The 23,567-nt window shown below is 68.5% G+C and carries 19 protein-coding genes; 11 read left to right on the top strand and 8 right to left on the bottom strand.

The annotated features are described in order from the left end of the window. Nucleotides 1-241: 241 nt before the first annotated feature. From ACIP1U_RS11720 to ACIP1U_RS11730, 3 genes are read right to left on the bottom strand one after another with little or no spacing between them, the layout of a single operon-like run. Nucleotides 242-1,573: an aspartate aminotransferase family protein gene (locus tag ACIP1U_RS11720; RefSeq protein WP_400314856.1), complete on the bottom strand. Its 1,332-nt coding sequence runs from the start codon at nt 1,571-1,573 to the stop codon at nt 242-244. Beyond that, nucleotides 1,570-3,111 carry an amidohydrolase family protein gene (locus ACIP1U_RS11725; RefSeq protein ID WP_400314858.1) on the bottom strand — a complete coding sequence of 514 codons (1,542 nt, stop codon included), beginning with the start codon at nt 3,109-3,111 and terminating at the stop codon, nt 1,570-1,572. Before ACIP1U_RS11725 ends, ACIP1U_RS11720 begins: the two co-directional genes overlap by 4 nt. A gap of 14 nt (nt 3,112-3,125) precedes the next feature. Then, nucleotides 3,126-4,109, bottom strand: coding sequence for a Bug family tripartite tricarboxylate transporter substrate binding protein (locus ACIP1U_RS11730; protein ID WP_400314859.1), 984 nt, complete (start codon nt 4,107-4,109; stop codon nt 3,126-3,128). A gap of 290 nt (nt 4,110-4,399) precedes the next feature. On the opposite strand from ACIP1U_RS11730, the gene ACIP1U_RS11735 reads away from it, so the two are divergent. The 8 genes from ACIP1U_RS11735 (at nt 4,400) to ACIP1U_RS11770 (ending at nt 12,807) form a co-directional block, all read left to right on the top strand. Beyond that, nucleotides 4,400-4,861 carry an SRPBCC family protein gene (locus tag ACIP1U_RS11735; RefSeq protein WP_400314861.1) on the top strand — a complete coding sequence of 154 codons (462 nt, stop codon included), beginning with the start codon at nt 4,400-4,402 and terminating at the stop codon, nt 4,859-4,861. Beyond that, on the top strand, nt 4,833-5,189 hold the full coding sequence (locus ACIP1U_RS11740; protein ID WP_400314862.1) for an ArsR/SmtB family transcription factor: 357 nt from the start codon (nt 4,833-4,835) through the stop codon (nt 5,187-5,189). Before ACIP1U_RS11735 ends, ACIP1U_RS11740 begins: the two co-directional genes overlap by 29 nt. A 309-nt stretch (nt 5,190-5,498) precedes the next feature. After that, nucleotides 5,499-6,725: an efflux RND transporter periplasmic adaptor subunit gene (locus ACIP1U_RS11745; RefSeq protein WP_400314864.1), complete on the top strand. Its 1,227-nt coding sequence runs from the start codon at nt 5,499-5,501 to the stop codon at nt 6,723-6,725. Nucleotides 6,726-6,735: 10 nt separating this feature from the next. Next, nucleotides 6,736-7,428 (top strand): ABC transporter ATP-binding protein, encoded by a 693-nt coding sequence (locus tag ACIP1U_RS11750; RefSeq protein WP_400314866.1) that lies wholly within the window; start codon nt 6,736-6,738, stop codon nt 7,426-7,428. A 6-nt stretch (nt 7,429-7,434) separates the two neighbouring features. After that, the gene (locus ACIP1U_RS11755) at nt 7,435-8,589 is read left to right on the top strand and encodes an ABC transporter permease (RefSeq protein ID WP_400314867.1); all 1,155 of its coding nucleotides are present in this window, start codon (nt 7,435-7,437) and stop codon (nt 8,587-8,589) included. A gap of 11 nt (nt 8,590-8,600) precedes the next feature. Then, on the top strand, nt 8,601-9,767 hold the full coding sequence (locus ACIP1U_RS11760; RefSeq protein ID WP_400314868.1) for an ABC transporter permease: 1,167 nt from the start codon (nt 8,601-8,603) through the stop codon (nt 9,765-9,767). A 255-nt stretch (nt 9,768-10,022) separates the two neighbouring features. Then, on the top strand, nt 10,023-11,213 hold the full coding sequence (gene gltS, locus ACIP1U_RS11765; protein WP_400314870.1) for a sodium/glutamate symporter: 1,191 nt from the start codon (nt 10,023-10,025) through the stop codon (nt 11,211-11,213). 1 nt (nt 11,214) lies between these two features. Beyond that, nucleotides 11,215-12,807, top strand: coding sequence for a TAXI family TRAP transporter solute-binding subunit (locus tag ACIP1U_RS11770; RefSeq protein ID WP_400314871.1), 1,593 nt, complete (start codon nt 11,215-11,217; stop codon nt 12,805-12,807). 29 nt (nt 12,808-12,836) lie between these two features. Here the strand turns inward: ACIP1U_RS11770 and ACIP1U_RS11775 are convergent, their stop codons facing one another. Both ACIP1U_RS11775 and ACIP1U_RS11780 read right to left on the bottom strand, forming a co-directional pair. Beyond that, nucleotides 12,837-13,646: a CDP-diacylglycerol diphosphatase gene (locus tag ACIP1U_RS11775; protein ID WP_400314872.1), complete on the bottom strand. Its 810-nt coding sequence runs from the start codon at nt 13,644-13,646 to the stop codon at nt 12,837-12,839. Continuing rightward, nucleotides 13,634-13,867, bottom strand: a complete 234-nt coding sequence (locus ACIP1U_RS11780) for a CDP-diacylglycerol pyrophosphatase (RefSeq protein WP_209771603.1) — start codon at nt 13,865-13,867, stop codon at nt 13,634-13,636. The genes ACIP1U_RS11775 and ACIP1U_RS11780 overlap by 13 nt, the downstream gene beginning before the upstream one ends. A 153-nt stretch (nt 13,868-14,020) precedes the next feature. Here ACIP1U_RS11780 and ACIP1U_RS11785 point away from each other — a divergent pair, with 153 nt between their 5' ends. Then, nucleotides 14,021-14,506, top strand: coding sequence for a DM13 domain-containing protein (locus tag ACIP1U_RS11785; RefSeq protein WP_400314874.1), 486 nt, complete (start codon nt 14,021-14,023; stop codon nt 14,504-14,506). 158 nt (nt 14,507-14,664) lie between these two features. Here ACIP1U_RS11785 and ACIP1U_RS11790 read toward each other — a convergent pair whose 3' ends face one another. Next, nucleotides 14,665-15,735: a porin gene (locus ACIP1U_RS11790; protein WP_400314875.1), complete on the bottom strand. Its 1,071-nt coding sequence runs from the start codon at nt 15,733-15,735 to the stop codon at nt 14,665-14,667. Nucleotides 15,736-16,052: 317 nt separating this feature from the next. Between ACIP1U_RS11790 and ACIP1U_RS11795 the strand changes: the two genes are divergently transcribed. Next, nucleotides 16,053-18,644, top strand: a complete 2,592-nt coding sequence (locus ACIP1U_RS11795; protein WP_400314877.1) for a penicillin-binding protein 1A — start codon at nt 16,053-16,055, stop codon at nt 18,642-18,644. 35 nt (nt 18,645-18,679) lie between these two features. Here ACIP1U_RS11795 and ACIP1U_RS11800 read toward each other — a convergent pair whose 3' ends face one another. Both ACIP1U_RS11800 and ACIP1U_RS11805 read right to left on the bottom strand, forming a co-directional pair. Continuing rightward, nucleotides 18,680-20,014 carry a DUF1501 domain-containing protein gene (locus ACIP1U_RS11800; protein WP_400314878.1) on the bottom strand — a complete coding sequence of 445 codons (1,335 nt, stop codon included), beginning with the start codon at nt 20,012-20,014 and terminating at the stop codon, nt 18,680-18,682. 22 nt (nt 20,015-20,036) lie between these two features. Continuing rightward, the gene (locus ACIP1U_RS11805) at nt 20,037-21,620 is read right to left on the bottom strand and encodes a DUF1800 domain-containing protein (protein WP_400314879.1); all 1,584 of its coding nucleotides are present in this window, start codon (nt 21,618-21,620) and stop codon (nt 20,037-20,039) included. Nucleotides 21,621-22,044: 424 nt separating this feature from the next. Here ACIP1U_RS11805 and ACIP1U_RS11810 point away from each other — a divergent pair, with 424 nt between their 5' ends. Beyond that, entirely contained in the window at nt 22,045-23,424 is a 1,380-nt protein-coding gene (locus ACIP1U_RS11810) for an amino acid permease (protein WP_400314880.1), read from the top strand. Nucleotides 23,425-23,567: the final 143 nt, after the last annotated feature.

Here is a 23,567-nt window from a genome sequence, read left to right on the forward strand (position 1 = left end):
CACCCCCCGGCACCCCCCGCGTGGCGTGGGGGGGCTTACCTTTTCCCCCCCCCCCCCCCCCCCAGCCCCCCCCCCCCCCCCCCCGGGGGGGGGGGGGGGGGCCCCCCCCCCCCGCGCCGCCACGAAATGAGACATCACGATGGTTGCCACGCGCCGGCCCTCTCCCCCAGCCCCTCTCCCGCAAGCGGGAGAGGGGAGCAAGCCGACAGTATAGGTCCGCGACCTTCGCCCCCTCCCTGCCTTACGCCGCCGCCGGCAGCACCGTCTGCACCGCCGCCTCAAAGCGCTCTACGATGTTGTCAATATCCCGCCCGGTGCAAATAAACGGCGGCGCAAACAACACGTGGTCGCCGCGCACGCCGTCCACCGTGCCACCCATCGGATAGACCAGCAACCCGTTCTGCATCGCCGCCGACTTCAGCCGCGCATGCGTCTTCAGCGCGGGATCGAGCGTCGCCTTGCTGTCGCGGTCCGCGACAAACTCCACGCCGACAAACAGCCCGCGCCCGCGCACGTCGCCCAGGTTGGGATGCTCGCCCAGCGCCTCGCGCAGCCGCGCACGCAGTTGCTCGCCGCGGGCCAGCACATTGGCCAGCAGCCTGTCTTCGGCAATCGTGCGCTGCACCGCCAGCGCCGCCGCGCACGCGGTGCCATGGCCGATGTAGGTGTGGCCGTGCTGGAAGAAGCCGCTGCCGCCGACAATGGCGTCATAGATACGGCGCGTCGACAGCATCGCCCCGATCGGCTGGTAGCCGGCACCGAGGCCCTTGGCAATGGTGACGATATCCGGCACCACGCCATCCTCTTCGCACGCGAACAGGTAGCCGGTGCGGCCCATGCCGGACATCACTTCATCCAGGATCAGCAGCACGCCGTACTTGTTGCACACAGCGCGGATGCGCTTCAGGTAGTCGCCCACCGGGGGCACCGCGCCGGCGGTAGCCCCGACCACCGTCTCGGCGACGAAAGCGGCGACGGTGTCGGGCCCCAGCTCCAGAATCTTCGCCTCGAGTTCGTCGGCGAGCCGCTGCGCATACTGCGTGTCGGTCTCGCCAGCCTGCTGGTCGCGATAGGCGTAGCACGGCGAGACATGGTGCGCCGGCACCAGCAGCGGCAGGAACGGTTCGCGCCGCCACGCATTGCCGCCGATCGCCAGCGCGCCGAGCGTGTTGCCGTGGTAGCTCTGGCGGCGTGCGATGAAATGGCGGCGGCCCGGCTGGCCCACCTCGACGAAATACTGGCGCGCCAGCTTCAGCGCCGATTCCACGGCCTCGGAGCCGCCCGAAACGAAATACACATGGCCGAGATCTCCGGGCGCGGCTTGCGCCAGCGTTTCGGCCAGCGTTTCCGACACCTCGGTGGTGAAAAACGAGGTATGCGCGTAGGCGATGGTGTCGAGCTGCGACTTGATCGCCTCGATCACACGCGGGTGCGCGTGCCCGAGGCACGATACGGCGGCGCCGCCGGAGGCATCGAGGTAGTGCTTGCCTTCGCTGTCGATCAGTTCGATCCCCTGCCCGGCAACAGCGACGGGCAGTTTCTGGCGCGGATTGCGATGGAATACGTGGGTCATGATGGTGTTGGGGTGGCAGTGCCTTGCCGCGCGCCAGGGCGCGCGGCGGATGAAGGTTGTACGGGCCGGCGCTGCAGCACGCGGCCGGTGAATGCCGGGAGCGCGCGGCCGTTGCTGCTCGCCTGGGCGTCCTGCTCCCAGACCTGTGCGCCATTGACCCAAACGCCATGGATACCGGTGCTGAGCTGCAGCGGATCTTCGAAGGTGGCGCGGTCCTGCACGTGATCGGCATCGAACAGGACCAGGTCGGCAAAGGCGCCCGGCACAATCTGGCCGCGGTCCCGCAGGCCGTACTGTTGCGCGGCCAGGCCCGACATCTTGTGGATCGCCGTCTCCAGCGTCATCAACTGGTCCTCGCGCACCATACGCGCGAGGATGCGTGGGAACGTGCCCCACTGGCGCGGGTGAGGGCGCGGGTCGAACGGCAGGCCGTCCGAGCCGAACACCGTCAGCGGAAACTGCGCGATCCGTGCCACGTCGCGCTCGTCCATGATGAAGTAGATCGCCGCGGCGGGGCGCAGCTTTTCCAGCAGCGCGTCTTCGTCCAGGCCAAGCTCGTGCATCAGTTCGTGGAAGTCGCGCCCGCCTGCGGCCGGATAGCCGGTCGACCAGGTGATCATGGTGCGCGTGGACTGGCGCACGCGGTCCAGTCGCAGCATGGTCGAGGTGGCCGGATACGGATGGCAGTCCAGGCACAGCGGCTGCAGCCGCGCGGCATCGGCCAGCAGGCCCAGCGTTTCGACCGAGCGCCCGTGATTGCGCTTGCCCGCCACCTTGTGGTGCGAGAACACCACCGGGCAATCCAGTGCGCGGCCGATGCGCAGTGCCTCTTCGATCGACGGCACGATGTGGTCGGTTTCGTCGCGCAGGTGCGTGGAATACAAGCCGCGGTGCGTGCGCACCGGCTCGCAGACGGCAATGATCTCGGCCTCGGTCGCGGCGGCGGCGGGCGGGTAGAAGGTGCCGGTAGACACGCCGAAGGCGCCGGCGGCCATCGCCAGCCCGACCTCCTCGCGCATGGCGGCGATCTCGGCCTCGGTGGCGGCGCGGTCCAGCCGCGGCATGGCGCGCACTCGCAGCGTGGAGTGGCCCAGCAACGGCACCACATTGACATTGGCCGGCGTGGCGCGCAGCGCGTCAAGCCACTGCGCGAAGGTATCGAAGCGGAACAACTCGGCCGGCCCGAGCAGATCCAGCGGCTGCGGCGGCGCACCGCTCAGCAACGGCGCCACGCTGATGCCGCAGTTGCCGGTGACCACCGTGGTGATGCCCTGCGAGACCTTGGGCGTCATGTCCCGGTGCACCAGCAGGTAGCCATCGTCATGCGTGTGCGCATCGATAAAGCCCGGCGCCAGCACGCGGCCGGCGGCTTCGACGCTGCGCGCCGCGCGCACCGCGCCGCAGTCGCCAACGGCCACTATGCGGTCGCCCGCGACCGCGACATCGGCCACGCGCCGCGGCGCACCGGTGCCGTCGACCACGGTGGCGTTGCGGAACACCAGGTCGGCGTGTCCGGGCGTGGATTGCTGCACTGCCATCGTCATTCCCTTGCTTATTGCGGCGTGATGCCGGCCTGGCGCACCACCGCGGCCCACTTGTCGGTCTCGCGCGCGGCGTAGCCGGACAGTCCCTGCGGCGTGCCGCCGACGGTTTCCGCGCCCATCGACGCGAATTTTTCCTTGATTGCGGGATTGGCCAGCGCGCGGTTGAAGGCGCCGTTGAGCTTGCCCACCACCTCGGCCGGCGTGCCTTGCGGCGCCACCAGCCCGCCCCATGCGACGCCTTCGAAGCCGGGCACGCCTGACTCGGCAATGGTCGGCAGCGACGGCAGCAGCGGCGAGCGCGCCAGGCTGGTCACGGCCAGCGGCTTGAGCTTGCCGGCCTGGATCAGCGGCAGGATGGTCGGCATGTTGTCGATCAGGACGTTGACCTGCCCGGCCATCACGTCGGTCGCGGCCTGCGGGCTGCCCTTGTAGCCCACGTGCATCCACGCCAGGCCGGCCTTGTCGGCTAGCAACTGGCCGGTCAGGTGGCCGGAGGTGCCCTGCCCTGGCGAGGCATAGGTGATCTTGTCGGGGTTAGCCTTGATGTAGGCCACCAGTTCAGCAAAGGTCTTGACCGGCATGTCACGGTTGACGGCGATCACGTTGGGCACCTTGAAGAGAAGCACCACCGGCGCGAAGGCATCCGGCCGGTATGGCAGCTTGCGGAAGGTGCTCTTGTTGATCGACAGCGTGACGTTGTTGGCGTAGCCCAGCGTATAGCCGTCGGGCGCGGCGCGCTCCAGTTCGGAGATGCCGATTACGCCGGAGGCCCCGGGCTTGTTGTCGATCACGAAAGACTGGCCGAAAGACTTGGTAACTTCAGCGCCCAGCGCCCGCAGCAGCACGTCAGGACTGCCACCAGCGGCCGAAGGCACGACCAGCCGGATCGGGCGAGACGGGTAGCTATCGGCTGCGATGGCCGAGGCGGACATGCCGGCGCAGGCCAGGCCGAGCATGGCGACGAGGAAATGGCGTCTTGGCTGGTGTTGCATGGCGGAACTCTGGTGGAAGCGGAACGAACGTGGCGGGAATGCATCGGCAGTATAGGCTCAGGCCTTCCGTCATTGCAACACTTGTTTCTTTAATCATTAAAACAGAAACACTCGTTGTTGCGCAGATTCCCTTCTGCAACAGGCAGTCGACCACTTCCCTGAACGTGCCGTCAGCCACGGTGCAGCCGGGTCAGTTGGCGTCATTAGCAACCTTTTAGTTGCATTTCCTCCCCCGGCCTCCTAACATGCAACCACGCCGTTGCATATCAACCCCGAACAGGAGACCAGACATGCCTTCCGACACCGACCGCATCGAGCGCAGCATCCTGATAGAAGCCCCCGTCGCGCGCGTCTGGCACGCACTTGCCGATGCCGACACCTTCGGCAGCTGGTTCGGCGTCAAGTTCGACGGCGCCGCCTTCACACCCGGCCAGCGCGCCGTGGGCAGCATCACCTACCCCGGCTATGAATACCTGAAGTTCGACGTGCAGGTGGAACGCATGGAGCCGGGAAAGCTGCTGTCCTGGCGCTGGCACCCCGCGCCAATGGAACGCGGGCGTGACTATTCCGACGAACCGAGCACGCTGGTGGAATTCACGCTGCGCGAAGTCGACGGCGGCACCATGCTGACCGTGGTCGAGTCGGGCTTCGACCAGATCCCGCCCGAACGCCGCATGGAAGCGTTCCGCATTAACAGCGGCGGCTGGGACGAACAGGTGAAGAATGTCCTCAAGCACGTCACGGGTGCCTGAAGCGCTGGATCTGCAGCAGTCCGCCGCGGTCTTTGCCGCGCTGGGCGACGAGACCCGGCTGCGGCTGGTGGCGGCGCTGTGCGCGGGCGGCGCGATGTCGATCGCGCAACTGACCGCCGGCAGCGCCATGACCCGGCAGGCGGTGACCAAGCACCTGCAAGTGTTGTCGCAGGCCGGGCTGGTGCGCGACAGCAAGGCCGGGCGCGAGCGGCTGTGGATGTTCGAGCCGGCGCAGGTCGAGGCCGCGCGGCGCTCGCTGGAGGCGATCGGAAGGCAATGGGAGTTTGCGCTGGGCAAGCTGAAGCTGGCGGTGGAGAGGAATCACTAGCCAAAACTACGCCCGCATGCTGCCTGTTTGCTCCCCTCACCCGCGTGCGGGAGAGGGGCCGGGGGAGAGGGCGGGCCTTTGGCAAGCACGACAACTCTTCACTAGCGTGGACGCTCCCGCCCTCCCCCCAACCCTCTCCCGCAAGCGGGAGAGGGAGCGCCGACTCGGCAAGCTGCCCGCCCTGCCAGGCCGGCCATCACCACAGTCATGTAATCCCCCACGCACCCCGCTATACTGGGAAGCCCCCGCCCACCACCACGGCAACACGCAGGCCGCGCTCGCGCCTGGCCTGCCGGAGGAAGCGCGCAATTGGCTGACCACGACCTGTCCAGGCTGAAAATCGACCGCAGCGCCACCGCCGCGCCGGGCGCCCGCATCCGCCCCCGGCGCAGATGGCTGCGCTATGCGGTCATCGCGCTGGTCCTGCTGGCCGTGCTCGGCATCGGCGTCAGGCTCGCGGGCCCGCGCTCGGTGCAGACCACCACCGTCACTTCCGCCTATCCCACGCAGAATTTCACGCTGCTCAACGCCACCGGCTATGTCGTCCCGCAGCGCAAGGCAGCAGTCGCGTCCAAGGCGCAGGGACGGCTCGAATGGCTGGGCGTGCTGGAAGGCTCGCGCGTCAAGAAGGACGAGGTCATCGCGCGGCTGGAAAGCAAGGACGTGTCCGCGTCCTTCGCTCAGGCGCAGGCCCAGGTCAAGGTGGCGCAGGCCAACCTGGCCCTGCAGCAGGCGGAACTGAAGGACGCGGAAGTCAACCTGCGGCGCTCGCAGATCCTGATCGTGCCGAACGCGATCTCGCGCAACCAGTACGATGCCGACGTCGCGCGCTACAACAAGGCCAGGGCGTCGGTCAGCAGTTCGCAGGCGTCGATCGCGTCGGCGCAGGCCAACGCGCGCGCGGCCGAGGTGGCGGTGGAACAGACCGTGGTACGCGCGCCGTTCGACGGCGTGGTGCTGGTCAAGCATGCCAACGTCGGCGACAACATCACGCCGTTCTCGGCAGCCGCCGACACCAAGGGCGCGATCGTGACCATTGCCGACATGGAGACGCTCGAAGTCGAAGCCGACGTCGCCGAATCCAATATCGCCAGGATCCGCGCCGGCCAGCCGTGCGAACTGCTGCTCGATGCGTTGCCCGGCGTGCGCCTGGCCGGCCAGGTGTCGCGCATCGTGCCGACGGTAGACCGCTCCAAGGCCACGGTGCTGGTCAAGGTGCGCTTCGTTGACCGCGACGCGCGGGTGCTGCCGGACATGAGCGCAAAGATCGCCTTCCTGTCGCGCGCGGCCACGGCGCGGGACCGCCAGCCGATGGTCGCGGTGCAGCCCGCCGCGGTGGTCATGCGCGATGGCCGGCAGGTAGTCTACGTGGTCCGTGATGGCAAGGCGCACGAAACACAGGTCAAGACCGGCGACAAGCTTGGCGAGCTGGTCGCGGTGCAGGGCGTCAAGCCAGGCGACGTGCTGGTGCTGTCCCCCGGCGACAAGCTGGGCGACGGCGACAGCGTGACGCAGGCCAAGCCGGCCAAGCCATGACGGTGGCCGCATGAACACCGCGCCGCTGGTCCGGATCAGCCACGTCGCCAAGTCCTACCGGCGCGGCATGCAGACCGTGCCGGTGCTGACCGATATCTCGCTCGATATAGGCCAGGGTGACTTCGTGGCGCTGATGGGCCCATCCGGCTCGGGCAAGAGCACGCTGCTGAACCTGATCGCCGGCATCGACCGCCCCGACAGCGGCACGCTGCAAGTGGCCGGGCTCGATATCACGCAGCTGCCCGAAGCCGAGCTGGCGGACTGGCGCGCGGCCAACGTCGGCTTTATCTTCCAGTTCTACAACCTGATGCCGGTGCTGACCGCCTTCGAGAACGTGGAGCTGCCGCTGATGCTGACCAGCCTGCCGCGCGCGGAACGGCGCGCGCGCGTGGAGCTGGTGCTGGACATGGTCAACCTGGCTGACCGCATGAGCCACTACCCGTCCGAGCTGTCGGGCGGGCAGCAGCAGCGCGTGGCGATCGCGCGGGCGCTGATCACCGACCCGACGCTGATCGTCGCCGACGAGCCCACCGGGGATCTCGACCGGACCTCCGCCGCGGAAATCCTGGCAATGATGCAGCGCCTGAACGCGGAACTCGGCAAGACCATCATCATGGTCACGCACGATGCCCATGCCGCGGCCGCGGCGGGCTCGCTGGTGCACCTGGAGAAGGGCGAGCTGATCCGTGGCGAGGTGGCCTGACCCGCCATGTACGCGCTCAAGCTGATCACCCGCAACGCGCTGCGGCACAAGCTGCGCACCGCGCTGACCGTGCTGGGGCTGGTGATCGCGGTGCTGGCGTTCGGCCTGCTGCAGACCGTGATCGATGCGTGGTACGCCGGCGCCTCGGCCGCGTCCAGCGCGCGGCTGGTGACGCGCAATGCTATCTCGCTGGTGTTCCCGCTGCCGCTCAGCTACGAGGGACGCATCCGCGGCGTGGACGGCGTGACCATGGTGGCGCGCTCCAACTGGTTCGGCGGCGTCTATCGCGATCCCAAGAATTTCTTCGCGCAGTTCGCGGTGTCGGACAACTACCTCGATCTTTATCCGGAATTCATCGTTCCCGAACAGCAGCGCGCCGAATACCGGCGCGACCGCAAAGGAGCGCTGGTGGGCCGCCAGCTTGCCGACCAGTTCGGCTTCAAGATCGGCGACGTGATCCCGATCAAGGGCACCATCTACCCCGGCACCTGGGAGTTCGTGGTGCGCGGCATCATGGACGGCCGCGACGAAAGCATCATCACGCGGCAGATGGTGTTCCACTGGGAATACCTGAACGAGACCATCCGCAAGAAGACGCCGCGGCAGGCCGACCAGGTCGGGGTCTATGTGCTGGGCGTGGACAATCCCGACAACACCGCGGCGATCTCGCGCAATGTCGATGCCGTGTTCCGCAACTCGCTGGCCGAGACGCTGACCGAGACCGAGCAGGCGTTCCAGCTTGGCTTCGTCGCCATGTCGAACCAGATCATCGCGGCGATCCGGGTGGTGTCCTACGTGGTGATCCTGATCATCATGGCGGTGATGGCCAATGCCATGGCGATGAGCGCGCGCGAGCGCACCGTGGAATACGCGACGCTCAAGGCGCTGGGCTTCGGCCCGGGCTTCCTGGCGCTGCTGGTGTTCGGCGAATCGCTTGCGATCTGCGTGGCGGGCGGCGCGCTCGGCATGCTGGCCACGCCACCAATGGCCAGCGCATTCAAGCAGGCCGTGGGCGGCGTGTTCCCGGTGTTCACCGTATCGCCGGAAACGATGCGCGCGCAGGCCGCGTGCGCGCTGGCGGTCGGCATCGCCGCCGGCATCGTGCCGGCAGTACAGGCCGCGCGCGTGCGCATCGTCGAAGGCCTGCGGGCGATCGGCTGACGCGTTCGACCATGGCGATCCCGCTCACCTATATCGCGCGCAACCTGTGGGCCCGGCGCCTGACCACCGCGCTGACCGCGGGCGGACTGGCGCTGGTGGTCTTTGTCTTCGCCACCATGCTGATGCTGGATGCCGGCCTGAAGAAGACGCTGGTCACCACCGGCGAGCACGACAACGTGGTGGTGATCCGCAAGGGCGCCGAGACCGAGATCCAGAGCGCTGTCGAGCGTGGCCAGGCCAGCATCCTGGAAATGCACCCCGCGGTGGCCATGACCGGCGCCGGCCAGCCGATGGCCTCGCGCGAGGCGGTGGTGCTGATCTCCCTGACCAAGTCCAGCACCGGGCAACCCTCCAATGTGGTGATCCGCGGCATCTCGCCGCTGGGGATGAACCTGCGTCCGCAAGTCAAGCTCGTGGCGGGACGCATGTTCCGCCCGGGCTCGGCTGAAATCATTGTCGGCAGCAGCATTGCCGGCGGCTTTGCCGGCGTGCAGATCGGTGAACACCTGCGCTTCGCCCAGCGCGAGTGGACCGTGGTGGGCCACTTCGACGCCGGCGGCAGCGGTTTCGACTCGGAGATCTGGGGCGATGTCGACCAGCTGATGCAGTCGTTCCGGCGCAATGCATATTCGTCGATGGTGGTGCGGCTGGCCAACCCCACGCTGTTCGAGCGCTTCCGCGCCGATATCGACGTGGACCCGCGCCTGGCCGACGAGGCCAAGCGCGAGCAGGTGTTCTACAGCGACCAGTCCAAGGCGCTGTCCAGCTTTATCAATATCCTGGGCTTTACGCTGTCCACGATTTTTTCGATTGCGGCAATGATCGGCGCCATGATCACGATGTACGCGTCGGTGGCCAACCGCGTGGCAGAGATCGGCACGCTGCGCGCGCTGGGATTCAAGCGTGCCAACGTGCTGGTGGCTTTCCTGATCGAGGCGGCGTTGCTGGGACTGGTGGGTGGCGTGGCCGGGCTGGCTTTTGCGGCACTGATGCAGTTCGCGTCGTTCTCGACGACCAACTTCCAGACGTTCGCCGATTTGTCGTTCCGCTTCATCCTGACGCCTGGCATTGCACTGCAGACGCTGGGGTTCGCGATGGTGATGGGGCTGGTGGGAGGCTTCCTGCCGGCGGTGCGGGCGGCAAGGATGAATATCGTGGATGCGTTGCGGGCGCGTTGAGCGCGTACGTTGCCGCGTGCGTTCTCCCCTCTCCCGCTTGCGGGAGAGGGGCCGGGGGAGAGGGCCGGCGCCTCCACGAAAGTTATGCTCATCAAAACCACAGGCCCTGCCACCGATCCTTTCCTTGCCTTCTCCCCACTGTCCGTCTACAACCCGTAGTGATGCATGCTACTCGCCAGGCCTCGCTGGCAGCCAGTGCGCACCGGCACGGCCAGCGGCGCCCCACCGCAGGACTTACCGCCCAGGACGCCCCCAATGAATCTCGACCTGCTGGCTTCATTGCTGACCGCCGTGGTGGTGCTGCTGATCGGCACCCTGGTCAACCGGAGCGTCGGCATCCTGTCGCGCTACAACATCCCCGACCCCGTCACCGGCGGGCTGCTGTTCGCCATCGTCGCGTCGGTGGCAGCGGCGGGGGCAAATTTTCGCGTGGTCATCGATCCCGGCATGAAGCCGGTGCTGCTGCTGATGTTCTTCGGCGGCGTCGGCCTTGGCGCCGACCTGCGCATGCTCAAGCGCGGCGGCAGGGCGCTGGCGATCTTCCTGATCATCCTGCTGCCCTATATCGTGGTGCAGAATGCCGTCGGCGTGGCCATGGCCAGGACGCTCGACCTGCACCCGATCTTCGGGCTGGTGAGTGGCTCCATCACGCTGGTGGGCGGCCATGGCACCGGGGCCGCGTATGCCGAGCGCTTCGCCGAGGTCAACAACCTGCAGGCGGTGATGGACCTGTCGATGACGGTGGCGACCATCGGCCTGGTCGTCGGCGGCATCATCGGCGGTCCCGTGGCGCAGTACCTGATCTCGCGCTACAAGCTGCGTTCCACCGCGCGCGAGGCCGGCGACACCGAGGAGGAGGCCGCCGCGGCGTCGCCGATCACCACGGTCGGCGCGCTTGCGGCGCTGGCCGGCATCCTGGCCGCGGTGATCGGCGGGCGCTGGATCGCGGCGCAGATGCCGGCGGGCCCGATCACCATCCCCGGCTTCCTGTGGTGCATGATGCTCGGCATCGCGATCCGCAACCTGCTGCCGTTCATCGGCCTGCGCTTCGACGACCGCGCCACCGACCTCATCACCAACGTCTGCCTGTCGCTGTTCCTGGTGATGACCATGATGGCGCTGGACCTGGCCGAGGTGGCGCTGTCGGCCGGCCCGTTCCTGCTGATCATCGCGATGCAGGTCGTGTTCATCATCCTCTACGCGGTGTTCGTCTGCTTCCGCTTCATGGGCCGCGACTATGAGGCCGCGGTCACCTCGGCCGCGTTCATCGGCTTCAACATGGGTTCCACGGCGACCGCCATGGCCAATATGCGCGCGATCACGGCGCGCTACGGGCCGGCACCCACCAGCTACCTGATCACGCCGCTGGCCGGCGCGTTCTTTGTCGACCTGATGAACGCGTTCGTGCTGACCATGATGCTGGCCTTGCCGCTGATCGGAGGCTGACATGCGCCGCGCCTGCCTTGCCTTCTTCCTTGCGCTGCTGGCCAGCCTGTGGCTGGCCGGCTGCGGCGGCGGCCCGAACGCCGACGGCATCCGCGCCAATCTCAACGAGCGCCTCGCGCAGGCGCTGCCGCCTGGCACCGTGCAGCTGACCGACATCGACCGGCGCGGCTCGCAGTCCGATACCAAGGCACCGGCCGGCGAGACCCGGCGCGTGGTGTATTTCGACGCGAAGCTGAAGCTGCTGCGCGACTATGACTTCGGGGCGTGGGATTCGCCCGGCGTGGCCGGTCTGATCACGGCGCTGGGGGCGGGGCCACGTGGCATCACCGGGATCACCAGCGGCGGCAACAAGGCGGGCGACATCCTGCGCGCGCACGGCACCGCGCTGTACCGGCGCGACGGCGAGCGCTGGGTCAGCGTGCAGCCCGCCGGCTATCGTCCGGCCGAAGCCCCCGCCGTGGCCACCAACGCCCCCACCGGCCCGGCGGCGATCCTGGATGCAATGCGCAAGGTGGTCGAGGCGGTCCAGAAGGACGCCTCGCCGGCGCAGCGCGCTGTGATCGAGCAGGAACTTACCACCGCGCACGCCAATATCCGCGCCCGGCTGGCCCGGGTCGACGAGGGCTACGCGATTGCCGCCGGCGCCGAGCATGGCCAGTACCTGCGCTTCGTGCGCGCGCTGGTGGACGGCGCGCGCGTGCGAGCCATTGCGCTGGTCACTCGCGGCGGCGAAGAGAACCTGCGCCTGCTGCGCGGCGGCAAGGTCTCGGCGGCCATGGCGCAGGGCGATGCCGCGCTGGATGCCTATGAAGGCAAGGGCGCCTTTGCCGAGGACGGGCCGCACGCGTCGCTGCGCGCCATCGGCAGCCTGTACCCGGAGCCGGTGCATGTGCTGGTACGCGACGGCGACCCGGCGCGCTCGGTGTCCGACCTGCGCGGCAAGCGCATCGCGGTGGGCGAACGCGGCGCGGCCTCGCGCGGGACGGTGCTGCGCGTGCTGGCCGCGCATGGGCTGACCGAGAAGGATTTCAAGGCCGAGGAAGTCGGCCTGGGCGCGGCGCTGGTGGCACTGCGCCAGAACCAGGTGGACGCCGTGATGCAGGTGATCGGCGTGCCGTCCGACAGCATCCGCGATGCGTTGAGCGAACTGCCGTTGCGGCTGCTGCCGCTGGACGAGCGCGCGATCGCGGCGATGGTCGGGCAGAAGGCAGGGTATTTCCGCGCCAGCATCGCGCCCGGCACCTACCCCGGCCTGCGCGAGCCGGTGCGCACCATCGCCACCGCGGCGATCCTGGTGACCGGCCCGGACCTGTCGGATACCGAGGTGGCCGACCTGACGCGGCTGGTGTACCGGCATGGCCGCGACTTCGTCGCGCGCGGCAGCGCCCAGGGTGGGCAGATCAACGTGGCCACGGCGCGCGAAGGGCTGGTGATTCCGCAGCACCTGGCGGCGGCCAAGGTGCTGGACGGTCTGGCTGCGGGCACGGCGGCGGCCACGCCAGGGAAGCGGTCAGGAGGTCCTTCTGCTCAGGCACCCGCAGCCGCACCCGCGTCGGCACCCGCCGCCACCGCATCCATGCCGGGCGCCCGCTAGTGGACTAGCCCCGAAGGCTGCCGGCCGCGCTACCCTGCCGCTGGCAATTCCGCGGCCAGCCGGCAGCGCCGGTCCAGGAAGTCGCTCGCATGGCCATTGCTGCCGCCAGACGCGTGGACCGGCTGGTCCACCAGGAAGAAGCCAGGGCGGCCCTGCCGGTCCTGGCCATAGGTGAGGAAGATGCCCCGGTCGGGCGGCGGCACCGCGATGGCGCTGGCGCCGGGGTCGTCAGCCCTGCCCCCGACCAGCGCGAACGGATCGGCCGACAACACTGGCGCGGCAGCCGGGATGAACCTGGCACGCACCGGCTTGCCGTCGAACCGCAGCGAAGTCCACTCGGTGCCGATCGGCCCGCTCGCGCCATTGACGAAGGCGCGCGCCGCGGCACTGATGCAATCGAGGTGGATATGGAGCTGATCCTGGCTGCGCGAGGTGCGGGAATTGACCGCCAGCCCCAGCATGTCGTCCGGCACCGGCTTGCCCAGTGCCTGCCCGACGACGCCGCGCTCGTCCCAGCCAAACGCCCAGGCGTTGGCGCCGGTGCCGTCCCACGCCCTGCGATCCTCCACGCCCGTCACTGTCCGCGCCGGGATCACCAGGTAGTGCGACACGCCGATCGCGTCCTTGTACAGCACCAGCCCGCGCGTACGGTCGACGCTGGCGCAATCGGCATGCTGCGGCTGCGGCGGCGCCAGGCAGCGCTGCTGTACGTTGCGCCACAGGCCATCGCGCCCGCCGGACAGGACGCCGACCACGTTCTCTGCGGTGCAGCCCGCCAGCATCAATGCGGCTGCCAGGGGCAGCGCGCCGCGCCGGCGTGCCGGAGTCAGCGCCGGCATGGAATGCCGTAGTACGTCCCCACCCGCGGGTTGGACACGATGTAGGCGTGGCGCTGGGCCCAGAACTGGGCGTCGCGAAAGGCCTCGGCCTCGCGTTCGCTCCAGGGCGTGGCCAGCAGAGGCAAGGCTTCGGCGTCGGTGGTCGGGTAGACCTGGGCCTGGTAACGGGCCGTTTGCAATGCGCCCGTACGGATGGTACGGATCGTGACGTGGAGTGTCATAGGCAGCTTCTCGTCATGAGGACGACAAATCATAACCACATTCCTGTGTTGCTTTGATGACTGCGGTCGGAACTTGCTGGTTGTAACTTGCTGTCAGGAAGCCGCATCGGCCACGACCAACCCATGTCCCCTCGCCAGAAACCGGAGCCTGACATGACGGCCAAGTCTCCCCGCAAGATCGCAATCCTCGCGCTGACACACCTCGCCATGCTGGCGACCGGCTTTGCGGCCGGCATCTATGTGCTGCCGATCCTGACCGAGCAGGCGGGGGCGAGTATGGGGCAAGTTCAGGCGGTGTCGCGGCAGGCGGTCTTTTCCGGCGCCTTCCGCAAGGATCTGGCCGGCAGTGACGCCTTCCACTGGGCCAGCGGACGGCTGCATGTGTCGGCCCGGGCCATCGCCTTCGAGGGCAGCGTGGCGCCGGGACCGGACTACCGGATCTACCTGGTGCCGGAGTTCGTCGACACCAAGGCGGCATTCCTTGGGATCAAGGACCGCGCGGTGCAGGTTGCACCGTTGAAGACATTCGGCAATTTCACCGTGGCGCTGCCGGATGGCGTCGATCCCGGCCAGCACCGTGCGGTGGTGATCTGGTGCGAGCGGTTCGGGCAGTTCATCAGTGCCGCGGCCTACCGCTAGGCCGCGAAGAACCGTGCAAGAACCCCGCGCAAGAAAAAAGGGCCGATCGAGGAACCGGCCCAACGAACCCCGCAAAGCAAGGTGTCGATATGAACATCACGCGCCCGCCCGTGCGCGCCGTTGGTGCGCCATGCCGGGCGGGCATCCGGAGGCTGGGATCAGAAGCGGTGGCGCATGCCGATGGTAGCGCCGGTCTGGTTCTCGCCTGCGACTACGGTGCCCACGCCATTCAGGCCCAGGGCCGAGCCGTTCTTGTTCTTGGCGTAGCCCACGTTCAGGTACACGTCGGTGCGCTTGGACAGCGAATAGTCCGCCGACAGCACGAACATCCACGGATCGGCATCGCTGTTGCGGGTGTCGTTGTAATAGGCGGCGCCGGTCACCAGGAAGGCGGGCGTGAAGCGGTACTGCGCGCCGGCCCAGTAGACATTGCTGCGGGTCGCGGCCGCGGTGGCGCTGGATACGCCGTCGTCCTTCAGCCAGCGGTAGCCGGCGAACACCTTGGCGCCGCCGAAGGCGTAGGCGGTGCCCACCGCGGCGCGCTTGGCGCTGCGGTCCTGCAGCGCCACGGTGGCGCCCTGGTACTGGTCGTAGGCGGCGCCGACCGAGAAGCCGCCGGCGGCATACGACAGCCCGCCGCCGAAGTTGCGCGCGACCTTGGGTTCGCCCGGCACTTCGCCGTTGTTGTCGCGGCCGAAGCTGTAGAAGCCGGTGGCGGTCAGGCCGCCGAACTTGCCGGTGTACTTGATGGCGTTGTCGGCGCGGCCGTTGAAGGCCGAATCGACGCTGTTGAGCGAGTAGCGCGGGCCCACGCCCATCGGGTCGAAAGCGCCGAACAGGTCGTACAGCGCATTCTGCTGGCGGCCCAGCGTGACGGCGCCGAAGCCGCCCTGCAGGCCCACGTAGGCCTGGCGGCCGAACAGGCGGTTGCCCTGGCCGGAGGTGCCGGTATCGATATCGAAACCGCTTTCCAGCACGAAGATACCCTTCAGGCCGTCGCCCAGGTCTTCGGTGCCGCGCAGGCCCCAGCGAGAGCCGGACAGGTTGCCCGAGTTCAGGCGGGTGGACGTGCCCTGGGCACCGTTGCTGCCGGGCACGTTGCTGATGACTTCGAGGCCGGCATCGGCGATGCCGTACAGCGTTACGTTCGATGCGGACTGGGCCGATGCCACCCCGGATGCCGCCGTCGCGGCCACTGCTGCCGTCATTGCAAGGAGAGCTTTCTTCACTGTGATTTCTCTGTTTTATGGTGATCCATGACACCGCGCCGATCCGTCCGGTGCCGGCGGCCATCCGGGCCTGAGCTGGCTGGTCGCGCTGAGCCCTGGCGGTGGCGCACGTCCGCATATGTGCGGCCGGCGCATTGTGCTGGCGCAATATGAAAGCCTTGTGACGAGTAGCACGCAGCACAATGTGCCGAATAACCCCCGAATGGGGGTTTTCCCTGTGAGCGACGGGATCGTTTTGGTAGGATGCAGGCTTTCCCGACGACGGTAATGCCAGTGCTCCGTGCCGCCATGTGCCTTTGCCTCGACAGCTTCGCGTCATGAAGCTGGCAGAGATCAAGACCCGGCTTGCCTCGCTGCAGGCTCCGCTCCCCGCCTCGATCCAGCAACGCCTGTCCGGCCTGTGCGCGCGTAGCGCGCGCCTGGGCCTGACCCGGCCCGGCTCGCTGCGGCCCACGCGCCGCGGCGTGCTGGTTGGCATGGCCGCCGTGCCGGCGGCCTTGCTGCTGTACGTGCTGATACTGGTGCCGTTCACGCCGGGCATCAGCGACATCCGCAAGGCCAAGTCCGAGCAGCCGGCGCAGGTGCTGTCGGCCGACGGAAAAGAGCTTGCGGTGTTCAAGTGGGCCAACCGCGACTGGGTGCCGCTGAAGCAGATCTCGCCCAACGTGGTGGCGGCGCTGATCTCGACCGAAGACCACCGCTTCTATGAGCACCACGGGCTCGACTGGCGCCGCATCGCCTCGGCCGCGGTGCATACCTTCTCGGGCGACCGCCAGGGCGGTTCGACCATCACCCAGCAGCTGGCGCGCAACCTCTATCCCGACGAGATCGGCCGCGCGCCCACGCTGACGCGCAAGCTCAAGGAAGCGATCACCGCGCTCAAGATCGAGGCGCTGTACACCAAGGACGAGATCCTCGAGACCTACCTGAACACGGTGCCGTTCCTGTACAACGCGTTCGGCATCGAGATGGCCGCGCGCACGTACTTCGACAAGCCGGCGCGCACGCTCGACGTGCTGCAGAGCGCCACGCTGATCGGCATGCTCAAGGGCAACAGCTACTACAACCCGGTGCTGAACCCCGAGCGCGCGCTGGACCGGCGCAATATCGTACTGGGGCAGATGGTCAAGCACGGCAAGCTCGACGCGGCCCGCTATGAGCAGCTCAAACGCCGTCCGCTGCGCATCGACTTCGAGCGCCAGACCGAGCCGCCCGGCCCCGCGCCGCATTTCGCGCAGCAACTGCGCAAATGGCTGATCGACTGGGCCGACCGCAACGGCTACGACATCTACGCCGACGGCCTGGTGGTGCGCACCACCATCGACGCGCGCCTGCAGGCCATGGCCACGCAGGCGGTGGCGCAGCAGGGCAACCGCCTGCAGGCAATCGCCAACGCAGCCTGGGCGCCGCGCGCGGGCTGGGCCGCGGACCGCGCGCTGGTGCAGGCCTTCGTGCGCGAGTCGCCGGAATACCGCGCCGCCACCGCCGCCGGCACGCCGCCCGAAGACGCGATCAAGCACCTGCTGGCCAATGGCGCCTTCATGCGTGCGCTGCACCAGCAGAAGACGCGGATCCAGGCGGGCTTCCTCGCCATCGATCCGCGCAACGGCGAGATCCGCGCCTGGGTCGGCAGCCGCGACTACACGCAGGACGCCTTCGACCACGTGCAGCAGGCGCGCCGCCAGCCGGGCTCGACCTTCAAGCCCTTCGTCTACGGCGCGGCGTTCGAGGAAGGCAAGTCGCCCGACGACACGCTGATGGACCAGCCGGTCGAGATCGAGCTGGCCGGCGGCGAGATCTGGCGCCCGTCGGACGAGGGCCGCCCCACCGGGCGCGCGATGAGCCTGCGCGACGGCCTGGTCTATTCGCGCAACACCATCACCGCGCAGCTGATGCAGCAGGTAGGTCCGGCGCGCGTGGCACGGCTGGCGCGCGAGATGGGCGTGCGCGAAAGCCGGCTCGACGAGGTGCCGTCGCTGGCGCTGGGCACCAGCCCGGTCACGCTCAAGGAAATGGTGGCCGCCTACGGCACCATCGCCAACGCCGGCAACTACATTGCGCCCACCATGGTCACGCGGATCGAAGACCGCAACGGCAATGTGCTGCAGGCATTCCGCCCGGCGCGCGCCGAGCACGCCCTGCCTCACGCCACCACGCAGACCCTGCTCGACGTGATGCGCGACGTGATCGACCGCGGCACCGGCGCCGGCATCCGCTCGCGCTTCGGCATCCGCGCCGACGTGGCCGGCAAGACCGGCACCACGCAGGACAACGCCGACGGCTGGTTCATCATGATGCACCCGGAGCTGGTCGCCGGCGCCTGGGTCGGCTTCAACGACAGCCGCGTCACGCTGCGCAGCGACTACTGGGGCCAGGGCGCGCACAGCGCGCTGCCGATGGTCGGCGACTTCTACCAGCGCGCGCTGCGCAGCCGCGTCATCGACGGCCGCGCACGCTTTGCCGAGTACGAGGAAACCCATGTGTTCGCCTCGCTCGGCAACCAGGTGCGCGGCTGGTGGGCCCAGCTGTTCAGCCGCGACAAGGCCAACGACGCCACCGCGCCACGCCCGGCGCCGCGCCGTCCAGCGCTGCCGGCGCCCGAGGCGGAGGTGGCGCCGCCGGCGAGCACGCCGATGGCGTCGGGCTCGGCGCCGGTGACCGGCGATGGCAGTGGTGAAGGAGAGTCCAGCCTGGCGCTGGATCGGGGGGAGACGGTGATGGCAGTGCCGCCGCAGGATCCCGGAATGGCAAGCGCACCGGCCGCCCCGTCAGCGCCACTTGGCCAGCCTGCTCCCGCGGCACCGCCCCCGCCACCCGCGGCGGCCCCTGCGCCGCCAGCGGCCGCACCCGCCGCACCCATCTATCCGGTTGCGCCAACCACGATTTCACCCGCCAACGGCAGCAACTGAGCGACACGGCTAGCGGCCGGGGCTTGCCAGGCCTGCTAGACCAGCCTCAGATCGCGCCCGGATACGCCCGGAAACACCTGCGCAAGCCGCCCAGCATCCAACCCATACAACCGCTGGAACAACCCGCCCAGCACCGCCCGATACTCATTGCGCACCGGCCAGTCCCGGTCCTGGTTCAGCGCCGCGCGCTCCACCGGCACTTGCTCGCCCGCAATGCGCCCGCCGCGGACCGCGCCGCCTGCCACCCAGTAGACGGTGCCATGACCATGATCGGTGCCGCGGGTGCCGTTCTCGCGGAATGTCCGGCCAAACTCTGACAGCACCACCACCGTGGTCTTGTCCCACGCCGGCCCCATACCGTCGGCGAAGGCTGACAGGCCGCGGCCGAGGTTGTCGAGCAGGCCGGCGAGCTGGCCCTGCGCCGCGCCCTGGTTGACGTGGGTATCCCAGCCGCCGACGTCGATAAAACCGAGGTTGAAGCGCTCGCGCATCAGCCCCGCCATGCGCCGCGCCTCGACCTCGAAGCCGCGCGCGCTGAGCGAGCGGCGGTTGGCGGCCTGCATTTCCTGCTGGCGCGCGGCCATGTTGTTGCCACCTGCCATGTCCCCTGCGGTCGCCTCGGCCTGCCGCGCAACCGCCTGTCGCAACTCGAAGCCTTCGTCGATCAGCGACTCGAAGCGCGTGCCGCGGTACATCTGCGCCAGCATTTGTTCCTGGCGCGCATCGAACGGGGCGCGGCCGCTGCCCTTGAGCGAGACATTGGGCACGTCGCGCGGCCCCGCCAGCACCATTGGCAGGCCATCGGTGAAGGCCACCGGCGCGGCCTGGCCGCCCATCGCCTGCGCCAGACGGTTGAGGAAGCCGCTGCCGCGCAGCGCGGCGAGCTGGCTGCGGTTGTTGTCGCCCGGATCACCGCCCGCGCCCGGCAGGCCGGCCTCAATGGTGTCCTGGGTCTCGAAGTGGCTGCGCGACAAATCATGCGTGCCGGCAAATGGCACGAAGGCAAGCTGCCCGCGCTGCCACAACGGCAGCATGGTCGGCGCCAGTGCCGGATGCAGCGCCCAGCCGCCGATGCCGCGCGCGGCGCTGTCGGCGGCAAACGCTGGCGCCAGCGCGACGGCAGCGCCAGGGTCAGGGTCTGCTCCGGCGGCGGGCGGTCGCCGGATCGCGATATTGGGGCGCGCCGCGTAATAGAAGTCGCTGCTGGCCGGCACCAGCACGCTGGCGGCGTCATAGCCGCCGCGCAGGAACACCAGCAAGAAGCGGGCGTCGGCCTGCGCCGGCAGCGCGTAGACGCGCGACACCGTGGCGGGCAGCGTCCATGCCAGCGCGGCGGCGCCCATTGTCTTGAACCATTGTCTGCGTTGCATGGCGGGCTCCTTTCTGTGCGCGTCAGCGCTGCATCCATTCGGGCGAGCTGAGCAGCACGGTATTCCATTCCGCCTGCGAGACCGCCTGCGCCAGCGCCGCGCGCGTTGCCGGGCCGAGCGTGGCTTCGATGCTGTCGTAGTAGAGCTTGTTGCCGATCACCGGGAAGCGCGCGCCGCGCGGCGTGCCCGCATCGCCGGCGAACAGTCCGGCCGGCCCCGAGCCGATCGCGCGCGCGATCTCGAAGCGCCGCACCATCTGCCCGGAACTGGCCCAGGCGCTCTCTGCCGCGGGATAGCCATCGGGGGTCACGTGGCCATACAGCGGCTCGCCCAGCTGGTTCAGCCAGTTCAGCACCGGGCGCAGGTTGGCGACCGGCCTGCCCTCGTAGGCCAGCCGCAGCGACGACACCACGTAGACCACCGGATCCTTGAACTTGCCCGGCGAAGACGACGGCAGCCGGTCAAGCTCGGGCGCCAGCAACATGGTGCGCAGCACCGCGGCAATGTCGCCGTCGGTACGCGTGAAGGTATGGGCCATGCGATCGATCAGTGCCAGCGGCGGGTTATCGGCGATGAAATAGGCGGCCAGCTTGGCACTGATAAAGCGCGCCGTGGCCGGCTCGCGCGACAGGATCGTCACCGCGCGCTCGACTTCCGCAAACCCGGCCGGCTCGATGCGCTGACCCAGCAGCGTCTTGGCGCCGAAGTCATGCCGCGCTGGATTGAACTCGAACGCGCCGTCGCTGCGGTACAGCGCCGCGCGCGCGGGCGGCAGCCGCGGTGGCGTGCCGCGCAGATTGACGCCGACGCCGGTCAGCACGCGCGCCAGTTCCTGCACGTCTTGCTGGGTATAGCGCGAGCCGCTCGGGCCGCCCGCCACGCCGAGCGTATGCAGCTCCATCAGCTCGCGCGCGTAGTTCTCGTTGATGCGGTTGGCGCTGCTTTGCGCGTTGTCAAGGTAGAGCAGCATCGCCGGCGCGGTGACGGTGGCCATCAGCAGGTCGCGGAAGCGGCCCAGTGCATGCGGGCGGATCGCGCGTTCCTCGTAGTCGGGCAGCAGCCAGCGGACCTGGCCCTTGCCGGAGAAGACGTTGAAGTGGTTCATCCAGAACCACGTCATCTGCTCGCGCAGTTGCGCCGGCGAATACAGCGCGCGCAGCAAGTGGCGCCGCGCGGTATCGGCCACCAGCTCGCGGCCCTGCGCATTCAGGGCCTGGCGAGCCTGCTGTTTGCTGTCTTCGTCGGGCAGCGCATCGATACGCTCGCGCGCCTGCCGCGCGGCCTGCAGCGGCGCGCTGGGATCGCCTTGCAGCGTCGGCAGCGCGGCGATAGCGGCGGCCAGTTCCGGTGGATCGGCCGGCGCCATGGCCAGTTGGCGCTCCAGGTAGCCCGCGCGTCCCAGGCGCCGGAGTTCGGCCAGGCTCGCCTGATCGGCGCCAAAGCTGACGGTATTGAGCCAGCGCAGGTCGGTGGCGCTGCCGCTGCCGGCGCCCGGCACCTGGGCACAGGCGCCAACGCAGGCGACCATCACCACCGCCGCGGCGGCGCGCCAGGCCGCCAGCCGCCGCGACACCGTGCCCTGTTGCGCCTGTTGCGCCGCCTCCATGCCCGCCTCCTTGTCATGGCCCATCTGTCAATGTTACGTGGCAAGCGCGTTTCCGTTGGCGTCCCGGCGCTGCAGGAGTGTTACCAATGCTTTCAGGTCGAGCCGGCCGCTAGCACCGCGCATATGGCAAGAGATTGCGTGCCGAACGGAAATTTCGGCACAACCAGCATTTACTCCTGAAATCCTTTGCTAATTCAGCAACAAATACCGAGCTGATCTGTTTAACCTGCCCGCTATTTTCCGTTTGCGGCGCTTCCTGCATCGGTAACCGGACAGCGGTACAAGGCATGCTCTCCCTTGGGAATTGCGCGGTGTGACCACATGCCGAACTCCTGCCGCTGTCTCCGTGAACGCGAAAATTAGCTGCTCCCGCCGGCCCCACAAGGGCCGGCGCGGCCATTCTGACCATACGGAGACAACGAAGATGAGTGCAAGCGCAGAGCATCTGCAACGCGGCCTGGGCGAACGCCATATCCGGCTGATGGCGCTGGGTTCGGCCATCGGCGTGGGCCTGTTCCTGGGCGCCGGCAGCGCGATCAAGATGGCCGGCCCCGCCATCATGCTGGCCTACCTGATCGGCGGCGCGATGATCTTCCTGATCATGCGCGCGCTGGGCGAGATGGCCGTGCACAACCCCGTGGCCGGCTCCTTCTGCCGCTACGCGCAGGACCACATGGGCCCGCTGGCGGGTTACCTGACCGGGTGGAATTACTGGTTCCTGTGGCTGGTGACCTGCGTGGCCGAGATCACCGCCGTGGCCATCTACATGGGCATGTGGTTCCCCGACGTGCCGCGCTGGATCTGGGCGCTGGCTGCGCTGGCCGCCATGGGCTCGGTCAACCTGATGGCCGTCAAGGCCTATGGCGAGTTCGAGTTCTGGTTCGCCATGATCAAGATCGTCACCATCGTGCTGATGCTGTTCGGCGGCGGCGCGATGATCGTGTTCGGCTTCGGCAACGGCGGCATCGCCACCGGCATCTCCAACCTGTGGGCGCATGGCGGCTTTATGCCCAACGGCGCCAGCGGCGTCCTGATGTCGCTGCAGATGGTGATGTTCGCCTACCTGGGCGTGGAGATGATCGGCCTGACCGCCGGCGAGGCACGCAACCCCAGGAAATCGATCCCGGACGCGATCAACTCGGTGTTCTGGCGCATCCTGATCTTCTACGTGGGCGCGCTGTTCGTGATCCTGTCGCTGTACCCGTGGAGCGAGATCGGCGCGCAAGGCAGCCCGTTCGTGCTGACTTTCGAGCGCATGGGCATCAAGACCGCCGCCGGCATCATCAACTTCGTGGTGCTGACCGCCGCGCTGTCGTCGTGCAACGGCGGCATCTTCAGCACCGGGCGCATGCTCTACAACCTGTCGCTGCAGGGCCAGGCGCCGGCTGCCTTCGCCAGGGTCGACCGCAACGGCGTGCCGCGCCGGGCGCTGCTGGTGTCGATCGCCGCGCTGCTGTGCGGCGTGCTGCTCAACTACCTGGTGCCGGAGAAGGTGTTCGTCTGGGTGACCGCCATCTCCACCTTCGGCGCGGTCTGGACCTGGGCCATCATCCTGGTCACGCAGATCAACTTCCGCCGCGGCCTGTCGGCGGCCGAGCGCAAGGCGCTGGCCTTCCGCATGCCGTTCTGGCCGTATGGCTCGTACATCGCGCTGGCCTTCCTGGCGCTGGTGGTGGCGCTGATGGCCTACTTCCCGGAAACGCGCGTGGCGCTGTACGTGGGGCCGGGCTGGCTGGTGCTGCTGACGATCTGCTACTACGCGCTGGACATGCGCTCGCGCGGGCCGGTCAGCTATCGCGCCTGAACGTACGCGGGTGCGCGTCATGGCGCGCCTCGCTACAATGGCCCCGGGCAATCCATTGCCAGGGGGCCGAATGTCGAGACGCCTGATACCTGCGCCGCGCCACATCGCGGCCAATGCCTGCCGGCACGCCGTTTGCTGAAGTC

The organism is Cupriavidus sp. NPDC089707, from assembly GCF_044748965.1.
Taxonomy (GTDB): domain Bacteria; phylum Pseudomonadota; class Gammaproteobacteria; order Burkholderiales; family Burkholderiaceae; genus Cupriavidus.

Coding starts and splice junctions, on each gene's coding strand:
- ACIP1U_RS11720 (WP_400314856.1), bottom strand. CDS start 1,573: ATGACCCACGTATTCCATCGCAATCCGCGCCAGAAACTGCCCGTCGCT.
- ACIP1U_RS11725 (WP_400314858.1), bottom strand. CDS start 3,111: ATGGCAGTGCAGCAATCCACGCCCGGACACGCCGACCTGGTGTTCCGC.
- ACIP1U_RS11730 (WP_400314859.1), bottom strand. CDS start 4,109: ATGCAACACCAGCCAAGACGCCATTTCCTCGTCGCCATGCTCGGCCTG.
- ACIP1U_RS11735 (WP_400314861.1), top strand. CDS start 4,400: ATGCCTTCCGACACCGACCGCATCGAGCGCAGCATCCTGATAGAAGCC.
- ACIP1U_RS11740 (WP_400314862.1), top strand. CDS start 4,833: ATGTCCTCAAGCACGTCACGGGTGCCTGAAGCGCTGGATCTGCAGCAG.
- ACIP1U_RS11750 (WP_400314866.1), top strand. CDS start 6,736: ATGAACACCGCGCCGCTGGTCCGGATCAGCCACGTCGCCAAGTCCTAC.
- ACIP1U_RS11755 (WP_400314867.1), top strand. CDS start 7,435: ATGTACGCGCTCAAGCTGATCACCCGCAACGCGCTGCGGCACAAGCTG.
- ACIP1U_RS11760 (WP_400314868.1), top strand. CDS start 8,601: ATGGCGATCCCGCTCACCTATATCGCGCGCAACCTGTGGGCCCGGCGC.
- gltS (WP_400314870.1), top strand. CDS start 10,023: ATGAATCTCGACCTGCTGGCTTCATTGCTGACCGCCGTGGTGGTGCTG.
- ACIP1U_RS11770 (WP_400314871.1), top strand. CDS start 11,215: ATGCGCCGCGCCTGCCTTGCCTTCTTCCTTGCGCTGCTGGCCAGCCTG.
- ACIP1U_RS11775 (WP_400314872.1), bottom strand. CDS start 13,646: ATGCCGGCGCTGACTCCGGCACGCCGGCGCGGCGCGCTGCCCCTGGCA.
- ACIP1U_RS11780 (WP_209771603.1), bottom strand. CDS start 13,867: ATGACACTCCACGTCACGATCCGTACCATCCGTACGGGCGCATTGCAA.
- ACIP1U_RS11785 (WP_400314874.1), top strand. CDS start 14,021: ATGACGGCCAAGTCTCCCCGCAAGATCGCAATCCTCGCGCTGACACAC.
- ACIP1U_RS11795 (WP_400314877.1), top strand. CDS start 16,053: ATGAAGCTGGCAGAGATCAAGACCCGGCTTGCCTCGCTGCAGGCTCCG.
- ACIP1U_RS11800 (WP_400314878.1), bottom strand. CDS start 20,014: ATGCAACGCAGACAATGGTTCAAGACAATGGGCGCCGCCGCGCTGGCA.
- ACIP1U_RS11805 (WP_400314879.1), bottom strand. CDS start 21,620: ATGGAGGCGGCGCAACAGGCGCAACAGGGCACGGTGTCGCGGCGGCTG.
- ACIP1U_RS11810 (WP_400314880.1), top strand. CDS start 22,045: ATGAGTGCAAGCGCAGAGCATCTGCAACGCGGCCTGGGCGAACGCCAT.